This window comes from Streptomyces sp. NPDC059909, assembly GCF_042730885.1.
Lineage (GTDB): Bacteria > Actinomycetota > Actinomycetes > Streptomycetales > Streptomycetaceae > Streptomyces.
The window spans coordinates 1-22,894 of record NZ_JBHWKX010000052.1; the positions used below are offsets into that span (position 1 = coordinate 1).

19 protein-coding genes and 2 pseudogenes are annotated in these 22,894 nt (G+C 71.0%); 10 read left to right on the forward strand and 11 right to left on the reverse strand.

The features are described from left to right. Positions 1–70: 70 nt before the first annotated feature. Together ACFV9O_RS28430 and ACFV9O_RS28435 are read left to right on the forward strand one after the other, a co-directional pair. Positions 71–418 (forward strand): transposase, encoded by a 348-nt coding sequence (locus ACFV9O_RS28430; protein ID WP_385422763.1) that lies wholly within the window; start codon positions 71–73, stop codon positions 416–418. Between the two features lie 51 nt (positions 419–469). Then, positions 470–1,042, forward strand: coding sequence for a hypothetical protein (locus tag ACFV9O_RS28435; RefSeq protein WP_385422675.1), 573 nt, complete (start codon positions 470–472; stop codon positions 1,040–1,042). Between the two features lie 55 nt (positions 1,043–1,097). Here the strand turns inward: ACFV9O_RS28435 and clpX are convergent, their stop codons facing one another. From clpX to ACFV9O_RS28460, 5 genes are all read right to left on the reverse strand, one after another. Next, complete coding sequence (clpX, locus tag ACFV9O_RS28440; RefSeq protein WP_385422677.1) at positions 1,098–2,444, reverse strand: ATP-dependent Clp protease ATP-binding subunit ClpX; 1,347 nt, start codon at positions 2,442–2,444, stop codon at positions 1,098–1,100. Between the two features lie 147 nt (positions 2,445–2,591). Further along, positions 2,592–4,772 (reverse strand): 3-hydroxyacyl-CoA dehydrogenase NAD-binding domain-containing protein, encoded by a 2,181-nt coding sequence (locus ACFV9O_RS28445; protein WP_385422679.1) that lies wholly within the window; start codon positions 4,770–4,772, stop codon positions 2,592–2,594. A gap of 43 nt (positions 4,773–4,815) precedes the next feature. Beyond that, positions 4,816–6,030 carry an acetyl-CoA C-acetyltransferase gene (locus ACFV9O_RS28450; RefSeq protein WP_385422681.1) on the reverse strand — a complete coding sequence of 405 codons (1,215 nt, stop codon included), beginning with the start codon at positions 6,028–6,030 and terminating at the stop codon, positions 4,816–4,818. 40 nt (positions 6,031–6,070) lie between these two features. After that, a complete protein-coding gene (locus ACFV9O_RS28455; RefSeq protein ID WP_385422683.1) occupies positions 6,071–7,213 on the reverse strand; it encodes an acyl-CoA dehydrogenase family protein in 1,143 nt (380 codons plus the stop codon). 64 nt (positions 7,214–7,277) lie between these two features. Beyond that, positions 7,278–8,426 carry a CaiB/BaiF CoA transferase family protein gene (locus ACFV9O_RS28460; protein ID WP_385422685.1) on the reverse strand — a complete coding sequence of 383 codons (1,149 nt, stop codon included), beginning with the start codon at positions 8,424–8,426 and terminating at the stop codon, positions 7,278–7,280. A 164-nt stretch (positions 8,427–8,590) separates the two neighbouring features. Here ACFV9O_RS28460 and ACFV9O_RS28465 point away from each other — a divergent pair, with 164 nt between their 5' ends. Next, positions 8,591–9,088, forward strand: coding sequence for a hypothetical protein (locus ACFV9O_RS28465; RefSeq protein WP_385422688.1), 498 nt, complete (start codon positions 8,591–8,593; stop codon positions 9,086–9,088). Between the two features lie 48 nt (positions 9,089–9,136). Here ACFV9O_RS28465 and ACFV9O_RS28470 read toward each other — a convergent pair whose 3' ends face one another. Continuing rightward, positions 9,137–9,520, reverse strand: a complete 384-nt coding sequence (locus ACFV9O_RS28470) for an MmcQ/YjbR family DNA-binding protein (protein ID WP_385422690.1) — start codon at positions 9,518–9,520, stop codon at positions 9,137–9,139. Between the two features lie 87 nt (positions 9,521–9,607). On the opposite strand from ACFV9O_RS28470, the gene ACFV9O_RS28475 reads away from it, so the two are divergent. Next, positions 9,608–10,798 (forward strand): saccharopine dehydrogenase family protein, encoded by a 1,191-nt coding sequence (locus ACFV9O_RS28475; RefSeq protein ID WP_385422692.1) that lies wholly within the window; start codon positions 9,608–9,610, stop codon positions 10,796–10,798. A gap of 123 nt (positions 10,799–10,921) precedes the next feature. Here the strand turns inward: ACFV9O_RS28475 and mmpA are convergent, their stop codons facing one another. Continuing rightward, complete coding sequence (gene mmpA / locus ACFV9O_RS28480; RefSeq protein WP_385422694.1) at positions 10,922–11,086, reverse strand: morphogenic membrane protein MmpA; 165 nt, start codon at positions 11,084–11,086, stop codon at positions 10,922–10,924. Between the two features lie 92 nt (positions 11,087–11,178). Further along, positions 11,179–11,862, reverse strand: a complete 684-nt coding sequence (locus ACFV9O_RS28485) for an endonuclease V (RefSeq protein ID WP_385422696.1) — start codon at positions 11,860–11,862, stop codon at positions 11,179–11,181. Between the two features lie 39 nt (positions 11,863–11,901). Here ACFV9O_RS28485 and ACFV9O_RS28490 point away from each other — a divergent pair, with 39 nt between their 5' ends. Next, positions 11,902–12,201 carry a YciI family protein gene (locus ACFV9O_RS28490; RefSeq protein ID WP_385422699.1) on the forward strand — a complete coding sequence of 100 codons (300 nt, stop codon included), beginning with the start codon at positions 11,902–11,904 and terminating at the stop codon, positions 12,199–12,201. A gap of 96 nt (positions 12,202–12,297) precedes the next feature. Beyond that, positions 12,298–12,497, forward strand: a pseudogene (locus ACFV9O_RS28495) (hypothetical protein); the annotation flags it as partial. Positions 12,498–12,630: 133 nt separating this feature from the next. Here the strand turns inward: ACFV9O_RS28495 and ACFV9O_RS28500 are convergent. Together ACFV9O_RS28500 and ACFV9O_RS28505 are read right to left on the reverse strand one after the other, a co-directional pair. Beyond that, positions 12,631–12,747 (reverse strand): annotated as a pseudogene (locus ACFV9O_RS28500) (alkene reductase); the annotation flags it as partial. Positions 12,748–12,899: 152 nt separating this feature from the next. Further along, the gene (locus ACFV9O_RS28505; protein WP_385422701.1) at positions 12,900–13,979 is read right to left on the reverse strand and encodes a WD40/YVTN/BNR-like repeat-containing protein; all 1,080 of its coding nucleotides are present in this window, start codon (positions 13,977–13,979) and stop codon (positions 12,900–12,902) included. A gap of 206 nt (positions 13,980–14,185) precedes the next feature. Between ACFV9O_RS28505 and ACFV9O_RS28510 the strand changes: the two genes are divergently transcribed. The 4 genes from ACFV9O_RS28510 (at position 14,186) to ACFV9O_RS28525 (ending at position 18,584) form a co-directional block, all read left to right on the forward strand. Then, entirely contained in the window at positions 14,186–14,602 is a 417-nt protein-coding gene (locus tag ACFV9O_RS28510; RefSeq protein ID WP_385422703.1) for an SsgA family sporulation/cell division regulator, read from the forward strand. 276 nt (positions 14,603–14,878) lie between these two features. Further along, complete coding sequence (locus ACFV9O_RS28515) at positions 14,879–16,525, forward strand: ABC-F family ATP-binding cassette domain-containing protein (protein WP_385422705.1); 1,647 nt, start codon at positions 14,879–14,881, stop codon at positions 16,523–16,525. Between the two features lie 180 nt (positions 16,526–16,705). Beyond that, the gene (gene ddaH, locus ACFV9O_RS28520; protein ID WP_385422707.1) at positions 16,706–17,482 is read left to right on the forward strand and encodes a dimethylargininase; all 777 of its coding nucleotides are present in this window, start codon (positions 16,706–16,708) and stop codon (positions 17,480–17,482) included. A 127-nt stretch (positions 17,483–17,609) separates the two neighbouring features. Beyond that, positions 17,610–18,584, forward strand: a complete 975-nt coding sequence (locus ACFV9O_RS28525; protein ID WP_385422709.1) for an acyl-ACP desaturase — start codon at positions 17,610–17,612, stop codon at positions 18,582–18,584. Positions 18,585–18,649: 65 nt separating this feature from the next. Here ACFV9O_RS28525 and ACFV9O_RS28530 read toward each other — a convergent pair whose 3' ends face one another. After that, complete coding sequence (locus tag ACFV9O_RS28530; protein WP_385422711.1) at positions 18,650–22,891, reverse strand: trypsin-like peptidase domain-containing protein; 4,242 nt, start codon at positions 22,889–22,891, stop codon at positions 18,650–18,652. Positions 22,892–22,894 lie beyond the last annotated feature (3 nt).

Below are 22,894 nucleotides of genomic sequence, written 5' to 3' on the forward strand. Positions count from 1 at the left end.
ACTCGAAGCCCTCGGCTACCAGGTCCACGCCGAGCCTGCACCGGTCAGCTCCTAACGATCACTGACCAACCTGACCCATCCCGTTTTCTCTTCAGGCCGCAGCGACCCAGGCTTCGCCACGAAACTGCAGATCGCAGCCGTGCTCGCCCGCCAGGCCCAGGGGGCCGGGGCGGTGTTCCGGGCAGTGGTAGCCGACAGTGCCTACGGCGACCAGGACGGCTTCCGTGGTGAACTGGCCGCCGCCGGACTGCCGTTCGTGATGGCCCTCAAGCGGCGCCGGGGCACCTGGGCCTACGGCCCGGACGCCCATACGCCTGTTGATGCTGCCCGAGAGCTGACCTGGCACAGCCCCGACGCCCCCGGGGACTGGACCGCGGTCACCCGTACTTTCCGCGACGGACACACCACCATCTGGTAGGCCGCTGATGCCTCCTTGGGCTGGTGGGGCCCGGACGGCACCACCCGACTGGTGGTGGCCACCACAGACCCGGCCGCCCTGCCGGAGAAGTCCACCTGGTACCTGGCCACCAACCTGCCCCGCCCCGGCGGACCCCGCGCAGCCAACAGCCCTCACGAGTCCGCCGATCTGGCCGAACTCGTGCGGATCTACGGCATCCGCAACTGGATCGAGCAGAGCTACAAGCAGATCAAGGACGAACTCGGCTGGGCCGACTTCCAGGTCCGATCCGACACCGCGATCCGCCGCCACCAGACCCTCGTGAACTGCGCGTTCTCATTCTGCTGGGACACCTGGTTCGACCAGGTGCCCCCACCCGAGACAATGCCGGACACCCCTGAGACCGCCGGCCACCAGGACCGGCCAGAGAGGGGGACCGTCTCCCTCCCACCCGCCCCGCTCGCCCTGCTGGCCCCAGGCACTCCGCGCCGTTCGCAGCTGGCTGACCCCATCAATCGTGCTACTACGCTGGTGGCAGGCATGGTCGAATACGCCCCCGCCCACCGACCTCCAAGCCCTGATCGACGCAGTCGCCAGAGGACAACCCCTCAACCTCTACGCCCGGATCTAACAAACCACCGCTAGGCCGCACCTGGCACGCCGCGGGCCGCAGTGTGCTCGCCGGCGGTTCGCCCGGCGGTCAGGCCGACTGCTCGCCGCTCTCCGGCCCGTCGTGGCCCGGCCGTGAACGCGGCACCAGGGTCGGGTTGACGTTGTCGAGCACCGTGTCGCGTGTGACCACGACGCGGGCCACGTCGTCCCGGCTCGGCACGTCGTACATGACGTTGAGCAGGACCTCTTCGAGGATCGCGCGGGCCGCTCGGGCGCCGGTGCGGCGCAGCAGCGCCTGGTCCGCGATCGCGCCGATGGCCTCCTCGGTGAACTCCAGCTCGACGCCGTCCATGTGGAAGAGCTTCCGGTACTGCCGGATCAGCGCGTTCGGGGGCTCGGTCAGGATCCGCGTCAACGCCGTCCGGTCCAGCGGCCGCACGGCCGTCACCACCGGGAGCCGGCCGACGAGCTCGGCGATCAGCCCGAACTGCCGCAGATCCTGCGGGGCGACCGCGGCGAACGCATTGCGTCCCTCCCGTCTCTCCCGCCCCTCCCCCGAACGGATCGCGGCGCCGAACCCGACGCCACGGTGGCCCGCCCGTCGTTCGACGATGGCCTCCAGACCGGCGAAGGCGCCGCCCACGATGAAGAGCACATTGCTCGTGTCGATCCGGACGTACTCCTGCTGCGGGTGCTTGCGTCCGCCCTGCGGTGCCACATGCGCGACCGTGCCCTCCAGGAGCTTCAGCAGCGCCTGCTGGACGCCCTCGCCCGAGACGTCGCGGGTGATCGACGGGTTCTCGCTCCTGCGGGCGATCTTGTCGATCTCGTCGATGTAGACGATGCCGGTCTCGGCCCTGGCGATGTCGTGGTCGGCGGCCTCGATCAGCCTCAGCAGGATGCTCTCGACATCCTCGCCGACGTATCCGGCCTCGGTGAGCGCGGTGGCGTCGGCGATCGCGAAGGGCACGTCGAGCATCCGGGCCAGGGTCTGGACGAGGTACGTCTTCCCGCAGCCGGTCGGGCCGATCAGCAGGACATTGGACTTGCCCAGCTCCACCGGCTCCGCGTCCCGCCCGGAGGGCTGCGAGCGCGCCGGACTTCCGGCGGCGTCCTGCCGGATGCGCTTGTAGTGGTTGTGGACGGCGACGGCGAGGGCCTTCTTGGCGTCCTCCTGGCCGATGACGTACTGCGCCAGGAAGTCATGGATCTCCCGCGGTGTCGGCAGCGCTCGCGAACCGTTCCCGAACGGCCCGCCGGTCTCCCTTGCCGCCTCCTCGGCGGCCCCCTCGGCGATGAGCTCGTTGCAGAGGCCGACGCACTCGTCGCAGATACAGATGGCGCCCGGTCCGGCGATCAGTCTCCTGACCTCCCGCCGGCTCTTCCCGCAGAACGTGCACTTCAGCAGTTCGCCGCCGGCACCGGTGCGAGTCACTGGACCGCGCCCCCCTTCCACGCGTAATTTCACATGACGTCACCATTCGAATGGTGACGGTATCTCGAATCGCCGGAGGACGCCAACATAGGAGGACGGGCCCCCGCGATCCGCGGAGGCCCGTCCTCTCTCGCCGGCGGTGCCGGCTCACGCGTCGGTGAAGACCTCGCCGTTCTCGGCCTTGCGCACCAGCAGCGCGGGCGGCTCGAAGCGCTCGCCGTACGTCGCGGCCAGCTCACGCGCCCGGGCTACGAAGCCGGGCAGGCCGCCCTCGTACCCGTTGATGTACTGGAGCACGCCGCCCGTCCAGGCCGGGAAGCCGATGCCCATGATGGAGCCGATGTTGGCGTCGGCGACCGACGTCAGCACGCCCTCCTCGAGGCAGCGGACCGTGTCCAGCGCCTCGGAGAAGAGCATCCGCTCCTTCATGTCGACGAACGGGACGTCCACGTCCGGCTTTCCGAAGTGCTCGCGCAGCCCCGGCCACAGCCCGGCCCGCTTGCCGTCGACGTAGTCGTAGAAGCCGGCCCCGCCGCTGCGGCCCGTACGGCCGAACTCGTCGACCATCCGGTCGATCACCGCGTCTGCGGGGTGGGCCGCCCACGTGCCGCCGGCCTCCTCCACGGCCCGCCTCGACTCGGCCCGGATCTTGCGCGGGAGGGTGAGGGTCAGCTCGTCCATCAGCGAGAGCACCTTCGCCGGGTAGCCGGCCTGCCCAGCGGCCTGCTCGACCGACGCGGGCTCGATGCCCTCGCCGACCATCGCCACGCCCTCGTTGATGAACTGTCCGATGACGCGCGAGGTGAAGAAGCCCCGCGAGTCGTTGACGACGATCGGGGTCTTGTTGATCTGGCGCACCAGGTCGAAGGCGCGGGCCAGCGCCTCGTCACCGGTCCGCTCGCCCTTGATGATCTCGACGAGCAGCATCTTGTCGACGGGCGAGAAGAAGTGCAGCCCGATGAAGTCGGCGGGCCGCTCGGCTCCCTCCGCGAGCAGGGTGATCGGCAGGGTGGAGGTGTTGGAGCAGAGCAGCGCGTCCGGCTCGACGACGCCCTGGATCTCCTGGAACACCTTGTGCTTGAGCGCCGGGTCCTCGAAGACCGCCTCGATGACGGCGTCGCAGCCCGCGAGATCGGCCGGGTCGGCGGTCGGGGTGATCCTGGCGAGCAGTTCGGCGCGCTTGGCCTCGGTCGTGCGGCCCCGGCTGAGCGCCTTGTCGAGCAGCTTCTCCGAGTACGCCTTGCCCCGGGCGGCGGCGTCGGCGTTGACGTCCTTGAGGACGACCTCGATCCCGGCCCTGGCGCAGGAGTACGCGATGCCCGCGCCCATCATCCCGGCGCCGAGGACAGCGACCTTGCGGACCGGGCGCTGCTCGATGCCCTGGGGGCGGTTGGCGCCGGAGTTGACGGCCTGGAGGTCGAAGAAGAACGCCTGGATCATGTTCTTGGCGGTCTGGCCCGTGACCAGCTCGGTGAAGTACCGGGCCTCGATGGTCAGCGCGGTCTCGAAGTCGACCTGGGAGCCCTCGACGGCGGCCGCGAGGATGTTGCGCGGTGCCGGGTACGGGGCGCCGTTCAGCTGCTTCTTCAGGTTCGCCGGGAAGGCGGGAAGGTTGGCGGCGAACTTCGGGTTCGACGGCGTGCCGCCGGGGATCTTGTAGCCCTTGACGTCCCAGGGCTGCTGGGACTCGGGGTTGGCGTCGATGAACGCGCGCGCCTTGGCGAGCATCTCCTCGGGGGTGGCGGCCACTTCATGGACCAGGCCGTTCTCCAGGGCCCGCTGCGGGGAGTACTGGGTGCCCTGCAGCAGCACCTTCAGCAGCGCGTCCGCGATACCCATGAGGCGTACGGTGCGGGTGACGCCGCCGCCCGCGGGGAGCAGGCCCAGCGTGACCTCGGGCAGGCCGATCTTGGAGCCGGGCGCGTCGAGCGCGATGCGGTGGTGGGAGGCGAGCGCGATCTCGTAACCGCCGCCGAGGGCCGCACCGTTGATGGCCGCGACGACCGGCTTGCCCAGGGTCTCGATACGGCGCAGGGAGTTCTTGATGGCCGTGCCGGTGTCGAAGGCGAGCTGGGCGTCCTCCGGCCGGAGCCTGATCATGTCCTTGAGGTCGCCGCCCGCGAAGAAGGTCTTCTTGGCGGAGGTGTAGATGATGCCGCGGATCGAGTCCTTCTCGGCCTCGGCGCGGTCGGCGATGGCCGCGATGGAGTCCTTGAAGGCCTGGTTCATGGTGTTGGCGGACTGGTCGGGGTCGTCGAGGACGAGGGTGACGATGCCGGTCTCGTCCTGCTCCCAGCGGATGGTGGAGCTCTTCGGCGTTGCTGTCATTGCTGCTTCTCCGTACGGCGCGAAGGGGGGAGGGACGGGACGGTCAGAGACGCTCGACGACGGTGGCGACGCCCATGCCGCCGCCGACGCAGAGCGTGGCCAGGCCGTACCGCTTGTCCTGGCGCTCCAGTTCGTCGACGAGCGTGCCGAGGATCATCGCGCCGGTGGCGCCGAGGGGGTGGCCGAGCGCGATCGCGCCGCCGTTGACGTTGACCTTGTCCAGGGAGAGCCCCATGTCCCGTACGAAGCGCAGCACGACCGCGGCGAACGCCTCGTTGATCTCGACCAGGTCGATGTCGTCGATGGTCAGTCCGGCCTTGGCCAGGGCCTTGCGGGTGGCGGGGGCCGGGCCGGTGAGCATGATGGTGGGCTCGGAGCCGGAGACCGCCGCGGAGACGATACGGGCCCGGGGCGTCAGCCCGTACCGCTCGCCGACCGCCAGGGAGCCGATGGCGACGAGCGAGGCGCCGTCCACGATGCCGGACGAGTTGCCCGCGTGGTGGACGTGGTCGATCTTCTCGACCCAGTGGTACTTCTGCAGCGCGACGGCGTCGAAGCCGCCCATGTCGCCGATGCCTGCGAACGACGGCTTGAGCGCGGCCAGCGAGTCCGCGGTCGTGCCCGGGCGCATGTGCTCGTCGTGGTCGAGCACGACGAGCCCGTTGCGGTCCTTCACGGGGACGACGGAACGGTCGAAGCGCCCGTCCTTCCAGGCGGCCGCGGCCCGCTCCTGGGAGAGCGCCGCGTACTCGTCGACGTCGCGGCGCGAGAAGCCCTCGATGGTGGCGATCAGGTCGGCACCGATGCCTTGCGGTACGAAGCCGGTGTCGAAGTTGGTCATCGGGTCGGCGAACCAGGCGCCGCCGTCGGACGCCATCGGCACCCGGGACATCGACTCGACGCCGCCGGCGAGCACCAGGTCCTCCCAGCCGGAACGGACCTTCGCGGCGGCCAGGTTGACGGCCTCCAGGCCCGAGGCGCAGAAGCGGTTCTCCTGAACGCCCGCGACAGTGTCGGGCAGCCCGGCCGCGATGGCGGCGATACGGGCGATGTCGGAGCCCTGGTCGCCGACCGGGCCGACGACGCCGAGGACGATGTCGTCGATCGCCGCCGGGTCCAGCCCGGGGAAGCGGGCGCGGATCTCGTGGATCAGGCCGACCACGAGGTCGATGGGCTTGGTGCCGTGCAGGGCGCCATTGGCCTTTCCGCGGCCGCGCGGGGTGCGGATCGCGTCGTACACAAACGCTTCGGTACTCACAACAGAACCTTTCGCATCACAGAAGCTTCGGTGTTGAGGGTCAGGAGAGCAGGGAGCGGCCGATGATCTCCTTCATGATCTCGGTCGTGCCGCCGTAGATCGTCTGGATACGGCCGTCCGTGAACGCCTTGGCGACCCGGTACTCCGTCATGTAGCCGTAGCCTCCGTGCAGCTGCAGACAACGGTCGGCGACGCGCTTCTGCAGTTCCGTGGCCCACCACTTGGCCATCGAGGCGTGCACGGCATCGAGCTCCCCGTTGGAGTGATCGACGATGCAGCGGTCGAGGAAGGTGCGGGTGACGGCGCACTCGGTGGCCATCTCGGCTATCTCGAAACGGATGTGCTGGAGCTTGGCGAGCGAGCGCCCGAATGCCTCGCGCTCCTTCACGTACTGCGTCGTGATCTCCAGCAGGTACTCGGCCGCCGCGATCCCGGCGACCGCGATGTTGAGCCGCTCCTGGGCGAGATTGGTCATCAGATGGATGAAGGCGCCGTGGAGATCGCCGAGCAGGTTCTCCTTCGGGACGCGTACGTCGTTGAAGAACAGCTCCGCCGTGTCCTGGGCCTTCTGGCCGATCTTGTCGAGGTTGCGGCCGCGCTCGAAGCCTTCCATGCCGCGCTCGACGACCAGCAGCGACAGTCCCTTGGCCCCGCCCTCCGGAGTCGTCTTCGCGACGACGATCACCAGGTCGGCGAGGATGCCGTTGGAGATGAACGTCTTGGAGCCGTTGAGCAGCCAGTGGTCGCCGCGGTCCTCCGCGGTGGTGCGGATGCCCTGGAGGTCGGAGCCCGCGCCTGGCTCGGTCATGGCGATGGCCGTGATGATCTCGCCGCTGCAGAAGCCGGGGAGCCAGCGCCGCTTCTGCTCCTCGGTGGCGAGCGAGGTGAGATACGGGCCGATGATGTCGTTGTGCAGTCCGACCGCGAACCCGGGGGCGCCGGCCCGGGTGAACTCCTCGGCGAGCACGGCGCTGTAGCGGAAGTCCGTGTTCCCGCCGCCTCCGTACTCCTCGGGCACGGCGAGCCCGAGCAGCCCCTGCCGGCCGGCCGCCAGCCAGGCGTCGCGCGAGACGATGCCGTCCTTCTCCCACTGCTCGTAGTGCGGCAGCACCTCCTTGGTGAGGAAGGTGCGGACGGTCTCGCGGAACGCGTCGTGCTCGGCGTCGAAGATCTGTCGTTTCATTCCGCTCATTCCACTCATCCCGTCCGCTCCAATCGGCCCGCCCCGTTCGTTGCGCTCATTGCGTTCACCGTTCCCCGCTCTGCTGACGGATGCCCGGTACGTCCCAGTCGCGCGCGATCTCTTCCGTGTCCGCGCCCGGCTGCGCGGGCCGGCGGCGCACGGAACCCGGCGTCGCCGAGAACCGCGGTGCCGGGGCGGGCTGGGTGATCCCGCCGTGGTCGACAAAGGTGCCGCGCGCGGCGAGATGAGGATGGGACGGGGCCTCGCGCAGCGACAGTACGGGCGCGACACACGCGTCGGAGCCCTCGAAGACCGCCGTCCACTCCTCCCGTGTCTTCGTACGGAAGCGGTCGGCGACGGCCGCGCGCAGTTCGCCCCAGCGGGCGAAGTCCTTGCGCGCCGGGGCGTCGTCCTTGATGCCGAGCAGCTCGATGAACTCGTTGTAGAACTGCTGCTCGAGCGCTCCGACCGCCATGTACTGCCCGTCGGCCGTCTCGTAGTTCCCGTAGAAGGGGCAGCCGCCATCGAGGAGGTTCGCGCCGCGGCGGTCCTGCCAGCCGCCCGCCGCCATCATCCCGTGGATCATCGTGGCCAGATGCGCGGCCCCGTCGACGATGGCCGCGTCCACGACCTGGCCGGTGCCCCCGGGGGTGCGGGCGTGCTGCAGTGCGGCCAGCACGCCGACGACGAGATAGAGCGAACCGCCCGCGTAGTCGCCCACCAGATTGGCGGGAACGGCGGGCGGCTCGTCGGGCTTGCCGATCATGCCGAGGGTGCCGGTGACGGCGATGTATGCGATGTCGTGTCCGGCACGCTGGGCGAGCGGTCCGTCCTGGCCCCAGCCGGTCATCCGCCCGTACACCAGTGCGGGATTGCGGGCGTGGCACTCCTTGGGGCCGACACCGAGCCGCTCGGCGACGCCGGGGCGGTACCCCTCGATCAGCACATCGGCGCGCTCGACCAGGTCGAGGACCTGCGCGGGGCCGCCGTCGGCCTTCAGATCGATGAGTACGGACCTCTTGTTGCGGTTGGTGAGGTCGTACGCCGGGTCGATCGCGAGTCCCGCGCCGCCGGGGCGGTCGATCCGTACGACATCGGCGCCGAGGTCGGCGAGCAGCATGGCGGCGAACGGACCGGGTCCGATTCCCGCCAGTTCGACCACGCGCACTCCGGCCAGCGGACCGCTCGGCGGACCGTTTCCTGTCGCTGCCATCAAGCCCCCAGCACTGTGACACAACTGATGTAACACCGAGGATGTTAAGAACGCGTTCCACTCCGCACAAGCCCCTGAGGCGAGCAAGCGCTTGGTTGTTCCTCCTGTGACGGTAGGGTCTGCCGCCGGATCCAGGAAACCCGGATCCAGGAAACGGGGACTCCATGCGTATACCCTGCCCCGTCCGCGCCGCAGCGCTCGTCGCACTTCCGGCGGCACTGCTGATCTCGTGCTCCTCCGTCGACGGGGGCGAGCCGAGCGCGGGCGGCGGCCCCACGACGGCCGCGGCCGACACGCGGCCCTCGGCCGGGACGCAGCCCCCCGCCTCGCCCACCGAGCAGCCCTCACCGGGCCCCGAGAAGGTGCGCGACGCGTTCGCCGGCCTCCAGGCCACGTTCAATGACGGCTGCACGAGCGAGGGGAACTGCGCGTACTTCCTCGGGCGTGTCCACGACGAGCTCGAGCGGCTCGACAAGGCCATGAAGGCCGACCCCAAGGGCCCCGGGCACTTCCCCGAGCCCATCGCCTGGATCGCGGAGCTGCGCGAGACCGTCGGCACGGACCGGAGCTACCCGAACCTCAAGAAGCACGAGAAGGAACTCGTGGGGACCCGGGATCGCATCAACGTCTGGATGCAGGACCACCGGGACGACTACCGGTGACGTCGGAGAGCCGACGCCGACGCCGGGGGACCGGGCGCGCGAAGGTCGTCAGCGCGCGTCCAGTTCCGCTATCAGCTTCTTCGTGGCGATCGCGCGGTAGCTCTCCTCGACCCAGTCGCAGAGCACGTCGGCGCTGGGAGCGCCCTTCAGCGCGAGCGGGATCTGCACCCAGCCCGCCTTGCCCAGGCCGTAGCCCGACGGCTCGGCACCCGGGCAGGACAGGGCGTGAGCATGCATCGCCTCGTCCTTCAGTTTGACGCCGATGCCCAGCGGATAGCTGCCGTCGTCCACGCCGAGGAAAACGAAGATCTTCTTGTTGACCTTCACGACGGTCTCGCCCCACGGAAACTCCTCGCCCGCACTCGGCAGACCCAGGGCAAAGGACCGCACCTTCTCCCATTTCGCCAGAGCCGCTTTCGGTGGTGCCGCCATCCCCGTCCTCCCGGTCGCACGGACTCATCCGTCTCACGCTAGCCTCGCCCAGCGACATCGGCGCGGGGCTACCAGTCGGAGGGGTCATTGAACAGGCAGAACGGACCGGAGAGGCCGTACGACATCGTGCTCTTCGGAGCCACCGGCTTCGTCGGGACGATCACCGCGGAGTACCTCGCGGCGCATGCGCCCGAGGAGTGCCGCTGGGCCGTCGCGGGCCGCAGCAAGGCCAAGCTGGAGCGGCTGCGCGAGCGGCTCGCAGCGATCGATCCCGCCTGTTCCGCTCTGCCCCTGACCGTCGCCGACGCCTCGGACCCGGACTCGCTGCGCGAACTCGCCGAGTCCACCCGTGTCGTCGCCACCACCGTCGGCCCGTACGTCTGGTACGGCGAGGCGCTGGTCGCCGCCTGCGCCGAGGCCGGGACGGACTACGCCGACCTCACCGGCGAGCCCGAGTTCGTGGACACGACGTTCGTACGGCACGACGCGCGCGCCCGCGAGACCGGGGCCCGGCTCGTGCACGCGTGCGGCTTCGACTCCGTACCGCACGACCTGGGGGCGTACTTCACGGTCCAGCAGCTGCCGCAGGACGTGCCCCTGCGGGTCGACGGCTTCGTCAGCGCTGGCGGGATGTTCTCCGGCGGTACGTTCGCGTCCGCAGTCACCGTTATGGGCCGTCAGCGCGAGTCCGTGCGGGCGGCGCGGGAGCGGCGGCTGCACGAGCCGCGGCTGGTGGGCCGCCGGGCCCGTGCTCCGTTCGGGGCGCCCCGGTTCAGCAGGGAGACCGGCTCCTGGGCGCTGCCGCTGCCGACGCTGGACCCGCGGATCGTGGCGCGGTCGGCGGCAGCGCTCAAGCGGTACGGCCCCGACTTCCAGTACCGGCACTACGCGTCGGTCAGGACGCTCCCGATGGCCATCGGCGGCCCCGCGGCCCTCGGGGCCCTCGCGGCCCTGGCCCAGCTCCCGCCCGCCCGCGAGTGGCTGATGGCCCGCTACGAGCCGGGGCGCGGCCCCAGCGCGGAACAGCGCGAACGGAGCTGGTTCCGGGTCCGCTTCGTCGGCGAGGGCGGCGGGCGCCGGGTCTTCACGGAGGTCTCGGGCGGTGACCCCGGCTACGGCGAGACCGCGAAGATGCTCGCCGAGTCGGTGCTGAGCCTCGCGTTCGACGACCTGCCCCCGACGGCCGGCCAGGTCACGACGACGGTCGCGCTGGGCGACGCGCTGATCCAGCGGCTCCGGGCCGCGGGCATCGTCTTCCGGGTGGCGCACACGCGGTAGGGGTGTGCGGGGGCGTGGCCGCTGCGCGAGGCGTTCTCCCCGCCCCCGGCCACAGGTCCCGTGCCAGGGACTTCAAAGTAGCGTCGTCCGCCCGCCGGGGGGACGGGACTTTTACGACACGACCTAGTCCATCGCCCACCCGGCGATCGTGTACATCATCGCGCCGAGCCAGACGACCCCGATCACCAGCGCACCGAACAACACGGCGCTCACGCCCCGTTCGACAGGCGGGAAGTCGGCAGAGGCAGCGGCGGCGCGGGGCTTCGGGGTGGCTCGGTGTGTCGTCATACGGGTCAGCCTGCCGATCATGAGACGCGGCAGGCATCCGTACAGCTACTCAGATCCCCGACGTCCGCTACTCACACGCCACACCTCACACCTCACACCGCCGTCGCGTCCCGCAGCGCACGCCGGCAGAGCGCGTCCGCGTGCCGCGTGGACTCGGGCAGGCGGAAGCGGGGGGCGAGCGCGAGCGTGTGGGCGCAGGCGTTGTCGAGCGAGACGCGGTGGCCGACCGAGACGTACACCGGCTTGACGCCGGCCTGGGTGCGCAGTGCCCTGCCGACCTCCTCGCCGTCGTCCGCGAGGAGCGGCGAGACATCGCCGCGCCGGGCGCCCGGCGGCTCGGCGGCAAAGATGAAGGGATTCTTCGCGACGCCGATCACCGGCAGCCCCGTGAGCACGCCGAGGTGGCTGGCAAGCCCGAAGCGGCGCGGGTGGGCGCGGCCGTAACCGTCGCAGACGACGAGCCCGGGGCCGGCCTTCAGGGACTCCAGGGCGGCCAGCACGGTCGGGATCTCACGGAAGGCGAGCAGCCCGGGTATGTAGGGGAAGGCGACCTTGCCGACCGCGGTGGTCTCCTCGACGACGGCGAGCGTGCGGGCGTCGAGGACGACGGCGGCCGCGACGACGACGTCGCGCTCGTCGTCGTAGGCCACGTCCACCCCGGTGACCAGGCCGCTGCCGGGCGGCGGCCCGGGCTCGTCGAGCACGACGCGGGCGCGCAGCTCGTCCTGAACGGCTCGCGCCTCGGTCGCGTCGGCGGGTGTCCTGATCGTGGTCATGGTGAACCCCACCTTAGACACCCGGCTAACCTGCCGATCATGTTCGTACTGGAATTGACCTACACCGCACCCGTCGAGCGCGTCGACGAGCTCCTCGAAGCGCATGTGGCCTGGCTCGACGCCCTGTACGAGGACGGTGTCGTGCTCGCGTCCGGCCGCAAGAACCCGCGCGACGGCGGGGTCCTGCTGGCAGTCGGGGACGACCGCGCGCGGATCGAGGAGATCGCGGCGGCCGACCCCTTCGTCACCGGCGGGGTGTGCACGTACCGGATCACGGAGTTCATCGCGACGAAGACCGCGCCGGCGCTGGAGCAGTACAGGCAGCAGTTGCCCTCGTAGAACTCACCGTCGGCTCCCGGCTCCCGGCTCCCCGAAGTTCCTAGGGCCTGTCCGATGGGTCGGTGGCGTCATGCGTCCTGGCTCGTTCTCAGCCGTGTGGGACGGGGTGACCTGTCCGCTGCGGAGTGGGATCGCTCGGAGCCGCACCTGCCGAGGAGCAGCGGGCAAGGCGGGCGGTGGACTCGACCAACAGCCGGGCCCACGAGCATGCGGCGGGCGCCCGGAAACGTGCCCCGCGTCTCCCCGGCAAACGAACCAGCCCTGCGTGGCACCGCCCGGATGAGGCCCTGGCACGCGGGCTGCGCGCCTGCCCCCGTCACGCTCTCTTGTCGGCGAGCGCCTGAAGGACGGACTGGAGTGCTTCGCCGGCTTCGGTGAGCTGGAACTGGCCGGGTGCCCGCCGCAGCGGGCACCCGAACCGGGGGCGTGTCAGCCGAGGGTGGGGTAGTCGGTGTAGCCGCGGTGTTCGCCGCCGAAGGAGGTGGCGCGGTCGGGGGTGTTGAAGGGGCCGCCGGCGGCGAGGCGGGCGGGCAGGTCAGGGTTGGCCGCGCAGGGACGGCCGGGGAAGAGAGCGCGAGTGCCCGCAACGGGAGGCCGGGAAGGTCCAGCCTCCTCGTCGACGGCGGCCCGCCCGTCGGTTCCTCATGGCCTCAGGGACGAGCCGCACTTGCGCCAGGAGTCAACCTGTCGGACAGGCCCTAGAACTCCAGCCTGGCGATCCTGCCCTTCTCACCCGAGGCCCAACACCCGAAGTCCGCCGTGCAGTCGACGGTGTCGTAGGAACCGGTGTCGACGGCCCGCCAGTTGCGGCCGCCGTCCGTCGTGAGGTCTGTGCCGGTGGGGCCGACGGCGAGCGCCGCGGACCGGCTGTGCGGGAGCCAGGCGACTCCCGAGCGGTAGGCGGGCGGCGGGGTCGTCGCCTGCTGCCAGCTTCGGCCGCCGTCCCGGGTCACCGCACCGGCCTGCGGGGACGCCTGGCCGGCCCGGTAGTCGCCGCCGACGGCGATTCCGTGCGTACGGTCGCGGAAGGCGAGGGCGAACACGCCGCGGGCCGGGTCGCCGGCCGGGACGGTCGACTCGGCGGCGGTCCAGTGCAGTCCGCGGTCCGCCGAGTGCAGGACGCGCGCGGTGGCACCGCCTCCGGTCGCCAGCCAGACGTCCTTGGGGCCGGAGCTGACCAGGCACTGGCCGCTCGCCGCGAAGCCCGCCTCGCCGGGCTGGGCGGGCGGCATCCCCTCGCTCGGCAGCACTTTCCAGGACTTGCCGCCGTCGCCGGTCGACAGGATCCGGTACTTCCCGTCGACCGGATCGCTCATCGCGAGGCCGTGGCGGCTGTCGAAGAAGGTGATGCAGTCGTAGAAGGCCTTCGGATCGGAGTTGCGGAAGGACTCGGCCCAGGTCGCCCCGCCGTCGCCGGTGCGGAAGACACGAGACGCCTCGCCCTCGCCGATGGCCAGAACGACGGCCCGTCTGCCGTCGAAGGCCTCGATGTCCCGGAACTCCAGCTCACCGGCGCCCGGCGGGGAGACGTTTCGCCAGCTCTTGCCGCCGTCGGTGGTGCGGAGCACCGTGCCCTTGGAACCCGCGGCCCATGCGGTGTCCCGGGTGACGGCGGCGAGCCCACGGAACCGCACCTCCGTGCCGGTCTGCTTGAGTTCCCAGTGCGGTTGCCACCGCTCGTCCGCCTGCGCCGTACCGGGGGTGGCGAGGGCCGCGGCAAGCGCCGCCCCGCACAGTCCCACGGACACCGTTCGTCTCGTCTTCCCCTTGGACGTCATGGCGCGCGAACGTAGCCCACCACCGGCACCCGGTCCAGACCGCGTCGGAAGCCGGTAGGCGGCCCTCCGGATCGGGCACGCGCCCTTCGGCGGTGACACAGCTCACTCCCCCGCCCGCTCCCGCCGATGCACGGATTCCGTCGTTTCACCGTCTTCCTCCGTGCGTGGAGACGTCGCCGCGCCGCAACGAAGAGAGGGAGCAGGCCTTGTCCACCGTCATCGAGCAGGCCGTGCAGGTCCGGCTGGTCGCATCCGCGCCGCAGATGGAGTCCGTACCCGCGACCCTCCGCTACGACCGTGCGGATCCGTTCGCCGTCAGCATGGAGTTCCCTCCCCCGGCCACCCTGGAGGGCACCGAGGTGTCCTGGGCGTTCTCGCGCGAGCTGCTCGTGGAGGGCATGGAGGCGCCGGCGGGGCAGGGTGACGTCCGGGTACGGCCGTACGGATACGACCGCACCGTCCTGGAGTTCCACGCCCCCGAGGGCACGGCGATGGTGCACATCCGCTCCTGCGAGCTGCGGCGTTTCCTCAAGCGGGCACAGGGGCTGGTCCCGGTCGGCCGTGAGCACCTCTTCCTCGATCTCGACGGGGACCTCGCCGAGCTGATGCGCGACGCCTGCTGATCTGGCTGCTCTTTAATTCGATTGCCGTGCGCCCCGCCCGGGCGTAATTTCGTAGTCGGCCCTGTTGTCGTTGATCGGAGAAGGACATTGCTCGTCTGAGGTCCTGAGGCACTGTGTGGCGCGGCATCTGTCCGCGTTTGCCGTGTCCGACCTCGGCGTACGAGCCGTCCTGTCCCTCCGGACCAGGGCCTTTGTGCTGTCCCGAGCTGTCCCGACCGGTGTCACCGGTGTCTCACCCGTTGCTCTCACCCCTTCCACCGCAACAGGGAGACCACCATGTCTACGTTCCCCACCTCCATCACCTGCACCTCGCTCTCCTTCTCCTGGCCGGACGGGACCTCGGTCTTCGAGGACTTCCAGCTCGCCGCCGGCCCTGGCAGAACCGGTCTGGTCGGCCTCAACGGCTCAGGGAAGTCGACACTGCTGCGCCTGATCGCGGGCGAGCTCACTCCCGCCGCCGGCACCGTGAGGGTCGCGGGCGAGGTCGGCTATCTGCCGCAGAATCTGGTGCTCGACACCGCCCTCAAGGTGGACGAGGCGCTCGGCATCGCCACCACGCGCGCCGCGCTGCACGCCATCGAGGCGGGCGACGTGCGCGAGGAGCACTTCACGGCGGTCGGCGACGACTGGGACGTCGAGGAGCGGGCACGCGCCACGCTCGATCAGCTCGGGCTCGGGCACATCGGCCTCGACCGGACCACCGGCGAGATGTCGGGCGGCGAGTGCGTTCTGCTGCGGCTTGCGGCGCTGCTGCTCGCCCGCCCGGACGTGCTGCTGCTCGACGAGCCGACCAACAACCTGGATCTGTACGCACGCGGCCGGCTGTACGACGCGGTCGAGGCCTGGTCCGGCGTGATGGTCGTGGTCAGCCACGACCGTGAACTCCTGGAGCGGGTCGACCAGATCGCCGATCTGCGGGACGGTGAGGTCTCCTGGTACGGCGGCGCCTATTCGGCGTACGAGGAGGCGCTGACCGTGGAGCAGCAGGCCGCCGAACGCATGGTCCGCGTCGCGGAGGCCGACGTGCAGCGGCAGAAGCGCGAACTGGCCGACGCACAGGTCAAGCTGGCCCGGCGCAAGCGGTACGGGCAGAAGATGTTCGACAGCAAGCGCGAGCCGAAGATCGTGATGGGTGCGCGCAAACGGGAGGCCCAGGTCTCCGCAGGCAAGCACCGCATCATGCACGCCGAGAAGCTGGACGAGGCGAAGGAGCGGCTCGACGCGGCGGTGGAGGCGGTGCGCGACGACGACGAGATCCGCGTCGAGCTGCCGTACACCAAGGTCCATCCGGGCCGCGACGTGCTGCGGCTGTCCGATGTGGAGCTGCTCCACGGGGCCCGGGTCGCGGGCGAGTTCGAGCTGCGCGGCCCGGAGCGGGTCGCGCTCGTCGGGCGGAACGGAGCGGGCAAGACGACGCTGCTGCGCACCGTCGCCGGGGAACTGGAGCCGGTCGCGGGAGAGGTGACGGCCCAGGTGCCGTTGCGCTTCCTTCCGCAGCGGCTGGACGTGCTCGACGACGGGCTGAGCGTGGCGGAGAACGTGGCCCGGTTCGCCCCCGCGGCGACGGACAACGCGATCCGGGCGCGGCTGGCGCGCTTCCTGTTCAAGGGGGCGCGGGCGAACCAGCCGGCCGGGACCCTGTCGGGCGGGGAGCGGTTCCGTGCCGCGCTGGCGGCGCTGCTGCTCGCGGAGCCCGCCCCGCAGCTGCTGATGCTGGACGAGCCGACGAACAATCTGGACATGGCCAGTGTGCGGAGTCTGACGGCGGCGCTGGAGGCGTACGAGGGAGCGCTGATCGTGGCGAGCCACGACGTGCGGTTCCTGGAGTCGCTCGGGATCACCCGCTGGCTGCTGCTCGACGGTGAGCTGCGGCCCACGTCGGCCGACGAGGTGCGCGAGGCACTGACGGAGGCGAAGGAATGACGAGGACGAAGGAGAGGCACGGGCGGTGGAGAGACGCTGACGAGGACGTGGTTGTCCTCGGGTGATCCCTGGGCGATCCTGGGTGATCCCCGGGTCGTGCCCGAGTGGGTCTTTACGGCACCGGGGAGGTACGGCTAATGATGGGCGCCGTCATCCCCCCGAGCCCGCTCAGGAGACTCCGTGCCGAGCAGCAAAGCCCTGATCCGACGCCCGAGCCCGCGCCTGGCCGAGGGCCTGGTCACCCATGTCGAGCGCCGGCCCGTCGACACCGGCGCGGCGCTCGCCCAGTGGGAGGCGTACGCGGAGGCCCTGCGCGAGAACGGCTGGGAGACCGTGGAGACCGAGCCGGCCGACGACTGTCCGGACGGGGTCTTCGTCGAGGACACGGTGGTGATGTTCCGGAACGTGGCGCTCATCGCCCGGCCCGGAGCCGAGTCCCGCAGGCCGGAGACCACGGCCGTCGAGGAGTCGCTGGCCCGGCTCGGCTGCTCGGTGAACTGGGTGTGGGAGCCGGGCACGCTCGACGGCGGCGATGTGCTGAAGATCGGCGACACGGTGTACGTGGGCCGGGGCGGGCGGACCAACGCGGCGGGCGTGCAGCAGCTGCGGGCGGCGTTCGAACCGCTCGGGGCGCGGGTGGTCCCCGTACCCGTGTCGAAGGTGCTGCATCTGAAGTCGGCGGTGACCGCACTGCCGGACGGGACCGTGATCGGGTACGAGCCGCTGGTGGAGCAGATCTCCCTCTTTCCGCGGTTCCTGCCGGTGCCGGAGGAGTCGGGGGCGCACGTGGTGCTGCTGGGCGGCGGAAAGTTGCTGATGGCGGCAAGTGCGCCGAAGACGGCGGAGCTGTTCAAGGATCTCGGCTATGTCCCGGTTCTCGTGGACATCAGCGAGTTCGAGAAGCTCGAAGGCTGCGTGACATGTCTCTCGGTGCGCCTGCGGGACCTGCATACATAACCGGACGTTACGACACATGACGGCCGGAGGCTTGGCCCATGGCTTACCGGGCCTTTAACCTACGGTTTCGTAACCTACGAGGCCGTAGGTATCAGCCTTCCCTCTATCCGCGTCCCCAGGAGTACCCGTGACGATCACCTCTCCCCACCTCGGCAGTTCGGAAGCGTGGACGGACGCCCGGCTGCTGTATGCGCTGGAAGAGGTGGTGGAGAAGGAACTCAACCGGCATCTCAAGGTCGTCAAGGACTGGATGCCGCACGAGTATGTCCCGTGGACGGACGCACGGAACTTCCCGGGCTTCTTCGAGGACGGCGAGCCCTGGGAGCCCGGCCAGTCCAAGGTCACCGACATCGGCAAGATCGCCCTCGTCGTGAACCTGCTCACCGAGGACAACCTGCCGAGCTACCACCACGAGATCGCCACGCTCTTCGGCCGTGACGGCGCCTGGGGCACCTGGGTGCACCGCTGGACCGCGGAGGAGGGCCGGCACGGCATCGTGATGCGCGACTATCTGCTCGCCTCGCGCGCGGTCGACCCGGACAAGCTGGAGCAGTTCCGCATGGCGCACATGGCGGAGGGCTTCGAGTCCGACAACCGCCACTCGATGCTGCACTCGGTGGCCTACGTCGCCTTCCAGGAGCTGGCGACGCGCATCTCGCACCGCAACACCGGCCACCAGTCGGGCGATCCGGTCTGCGACCGGATGCTGGCGCGCATCGCCACCGACGAGAACCTGCACATGGTCTTCTACCGGAACCTGCTGGGTGCGGCCTTCGAGCTCGCCCCGGACCTGACGATGCAGGCGGTGCGCGACGTCGTGGTCAACTTCCGGATGCCCGGCCACGGCATGCCGGGCTTCGAGCGTGCGGCCGCGCAGATGGCGATCGGGGAGATCTACAACCTGCGCATCCACCACGACGACGTGCTGCAGCCGGTGCTGCGCTTCCTGAAGGTCCTGGACATCGACGGCCTCGGCCCCGAGGGGCTGAAGGCGCAGGAGGAGCTCGGCCTGTACATGGGCGGTCTCGACTCCGAGGCGAGCAAGTTCGACGAGAAGCTCGCGGCGCGCAAGGCCCGGATGGCGGCGCGCGCGGCGGGCTGAGCCACGTCCCGGGCGCGTCCGGGGGTCCGGCGACACCGCCGGACCTCCGGGTGCCGGGCCCGCCGTCAGCGGGCTCCCCGGATCACGTCCGCGTCGCGGGTGCAGGGCGCCTCCGGCGGGGTGCCGTCCGGGAGGCCTTCGCGTTCCTCCGCGGTGAAGCCACGGCCCAGGGTCTCGCACAGGTGCGTGAACCAGGTGTCGGGGCGCAGGTCGAAGGCGGTGCGCCGGCCGTGGCTCTCCACGATCAGCCGGGTGCCTCGCAGGACCGCCGTGGAATAGATCTGGCTCGGGATCGTGCCGATGCGGGCGCCTTCGTCGGCGCTCCACACTTCGTAGGTACCGTCGGGCTCCGCCGTGACCACCAGTCCGCTGCCCGTCACGCCTGTGACGCCGTCGGCGGTCTCCATCGTGATGGGCGCACTGGTGATCTCGCGCTTGGCGATGTCCCAGCGGTGGAGCCTGGCGTCGTTGTGCTGCACCATCAGGTACTGGCCGTCCGGGGAGAAGGCCAACTTGCCGGGGTCGTCCGCGTCGAAGCGCGTGCTGATCTCGTCCCCGTCCAGCGTCTCCGTCTGCCGGCGGACCCGGATGTCCCAGATCTGGATCTTGCCTCTGCCCGTGTCGTTGCGCGTCACCACGGCCACCTGATGCGGGTTGCCCGGGCGGCCGCGGAGCTGGCCCAAGACCGGGGGAAAGGTCTGGACGACGAGTTCGCTGTCGACACGCAGGGGTTCTCCCGTCTGCACGCCGCGGTCCGGGTCCACCCGGAGCAGGACGCCGCCCCCGGTCAGGACGGCGACGTCACCGCTCGCCAGGGGCTCGACCGCGTCGATCATGCCCGCCGGCTCGCCGGTCTCCCCGCCCGTGTCCAACGGCACGTCCAGTCGTCCGGCCAGGCCGTCGGCCTCGTACACGAACAGGCGAGGACCACTGTCCCAGAGCACGAGGCGCTTCGAGTCCGGCGTCCAGACGACGCCCCACGTCCCGTTCGAGCGCGGCAGCGCGGCCGTCGTGGTGCCTCCCCGCTCCAGGTCCACCAGCTGCACCTCACGGTCCGTCAGCCGTGCGACCCGCCGGCCGTCCGGCGACAGGACCGACATCCTGGCCTCGCTTCCGGCGTCGGGACGCGGCGCGGCGGATGCGTGGGCCACGATCAGCGTGTTCCCGACAGGGGACAGCACGGTCAGTCCGCCCTCCGCGCTCGGGGCGACGGCGAACTTCGGGTCGTCGTACCCCGGCTCGTCGTCCAGGGGCAGCCGGGTCACATACGCGTCGTCCGCGTCCCGCCGGCCGAGTGCCACCTCGGCGTAGCCGTATGCGCCGAAGTCCGCCGTCTCGTAGCCGTATGTGCCTGTGACGTCGAAGAAGTCCCACTTACTGGTATCGGGATCGTCGGCCGGTAGCTTCCGCAGCACGCGTCCCGTGCGCAGGTCGCGCAGCTCGGAGCGACTGGGAGTGCTGGCGTCCGGGGACGAGGCCGTCGAGACCACCACGGTGCCCGGGTCCTCCCCGAAGTTCACACTCTGGTTCCCCGAGGTCGACACCACCGTGTCCGCCACCGGCAGCGGCTTGAGACTGCGCAGGTCCCACGCGTCCAGGAAGACCCTCGGCTTCGCGCCCTTGTCGCCGGGGGTGTGGATGTCGAGGTGCCGCAGCAGTCGGCTCCCGTCCGCGCTGAAGTCCAGCCAGGCGCCCACCTTGTCGAGCTCGCCCGTGAGCTGTGCGCCGAGCATGGCCGGCTTGCCGCCCTTACCGTCCAGCCGCCACATCCGCACCGTGCCGTTCGGCATCGCCACTGCGTAGTGCCGCCCGTCGGAGCTGATCTCGCCGCGCTGGTCGGTCTCGGGTACGCCCTGGAGCGTGTAGTGCCGCGGCGTGCCGTCCAGTGCGCCGGTCACGACCGACACCTCGTACGGGTCGCCCCCGTCGGGCTTGGAGAGCACCACGAGGGTGCGGCCGTCCGGGGTCGCGTCCAGGTCCTGGACCCGGCCCCGCCACAGTCCGGTGTGGGCGCCGCGTACGTACTGGGCCCGTACGTACTGCCGGAGCAGCGCCTCCCGGGCCTGCGGCGTCTTGCCGGCGTGCCAGGCGGCGAGCGCCAACTGCACTGCCGTGCCCGGTTCCTGGGCCTCCCGGCTGCCGGACTCCTCCGCGAGCGCGCGGGAGGCGAGGGTACGCAGCTGGGTCCTGAGTTCCTGGCTGGTATCCAGGGTGATCGCGCCCAGCGTTCCCACCAGCAACAGCAGCGCCACGAGCACCGCAGCTGCCGCCAGCAGCCCGCGGATCGTCCGCTGCGCGTACCGGCGGCCGGCCTCGATGTAGGAGCGCTCGTCCGCCGGCACGTCCTCGGGCCGCCGCTGAAGCCACTCCACACCCTCGGCAAGGGTCTTCCCGCGCTGCAGGGCCCCCGTTTCCTTGCCCTTCGCCTCCCACCGCGCCATGTCCGTACGGAGCTGCTCCTGCCACACCCGGAAGTTCCTGCTGTCGTCCAGCCAGCCGCGCAGCCTCGGCCACAGCCGCGTGAGGGCCTCGTGCGTGAGGTCGACGATCTCCGTGCCCTCGGCCGTACGCCCGATGACGACCAGCTTCCCGCGCGCGAGGCGACGGGCGAGCGACACCGCGGCCGGATCGAGCTGGGCGGCGGCGGTGGCACGACGGGTGTATCCGCCCCGGTCGTCGGGGCGTGCCAGCTGGACGAACAGCCTGCGCGCCACGGCCTCTTCGGACGCAGGTACGTGCGCGCGGTAGGCGTCGTCCGCGTAACCCACCAGGGTTCCGGCGACGCCGCCGAGTTCGTCGTACGCGGCGTGGGTGAGCATGGAGCGTTCGCGCCGTTCCCAGAGCCGGGTGAGGGTGAACTCGACCAGCGGCATCCGGCCCGGCTGGTCCGCGGCCTCCTCGACGATGCGTTCGGCGAGCCCCGGCTCCAGCCACAGCCCCGGTACGGCGTCGACGGGACCCGTGATGGCGCGGTACAGGTTCTCGGCGTCGAGCGGGGCGAGGAAGAGGACGGCGTCGCTCAGCGCGCCGGACGTCTCCGACGTCAGCAGAACGTCGAGGGATTCCTGGCGGGCGGTTGCCACGACGCGCAGGCCGCGCCGGCCGTCCCCGCGCGGGTGGTCCGCCAACGCGAGGAGGAGGCGCAGCAGGGTGCGCGCGGCGGCCGGTTCGGCGCCGGCGTACTCCTCCAGCTGGTCGACCACGATCAGATGGCCGCCGGGATCCGCCCGCTCCTCGAGCGAGGCCCGCAGACCGGCGACGGCCTGCGAGGTCGGGCCGCTGTCCGCTCCGGCCCCCTCTCCGGCCTCCGCCGCGGCCCCGGCGCGGCCGTCGGCGTCCCCGGCCAGCAGCCGCGCCAACTCCCCCGCCCGGCTCAGCCGGTCGACCTCCCCGGTCTCCGGCTCCAGCACGGGTACGAGCGCGTGCGCCAGCAGCGTCTCCGGTCGAACGCCGGGTACGGGGCGCAGAGCTGTCACGCTCATGCCGTCCGCCCGGAGCCGGGGCAGTACACCGGCCCGGATCAGTGAGGACTTGCCGCTCCCGGAGGGGCCGACGACCAGGGTCAGACGGCGCCCGGCGATCGATGCGGCGAGCCGCCCGATGTCGTCGTCGCGTCCGTGGAAGAACGCGGCGTCCTCCTCCTCGAACGCCTCGAGGCCTCGGAACGGGCACGCCGGGCGCAGCACCTCCTCGTCCACGAGCGCGGCGGACGGCACGAGGAACGCGGTGCCCGCCAGCTCGCCGCGACCGGCCGCCACGGCCAGTCCGACGACCCCGCCCTGTACGTCGTCCCACACCGCCGCGCCGCTGTAGCCCTTGGTGACCGGCGGGCCGCCGGGGCCGGTGTCCATCTGCACCCAGCCCGCGCCCTGGAGGCTCCGCAGCGTGCCGGTGGCCCACACCCCGTGGTCACCGCCGCCGGGAAAGCCGTATGCGCGGAAGGAGTGCCCCCATACGGACGTACCGTCCACGAGAGGCACCGGGCGCGCGTTAGACACAGGTGCGTCGAGGCGCAGCAGGGCCACGTCGCCGCTGTCGTCCTCCTGTACAGGCTGCCAGGAGACGACCCGGGCCGGTACCGCGGGAACGGCTCCGTCCGCGTCGCGCACCAGCGGGAACTCCACCTGCACGGCCTCGGCGGGAGCGGCCTCGGTGTCCCTCGGGAGCCCCAGCGCGTCCGCGATCACATGCGCGCAGGTGCAGATGACGTCGGCCGCCACGAGGAACCCCGCCCCCACGACCTCGCCCGCGCCCCGTATGCGGACGAGACCCGACTCCAGCGCCCCTTCACCCCGTAACGCTGTCATGTC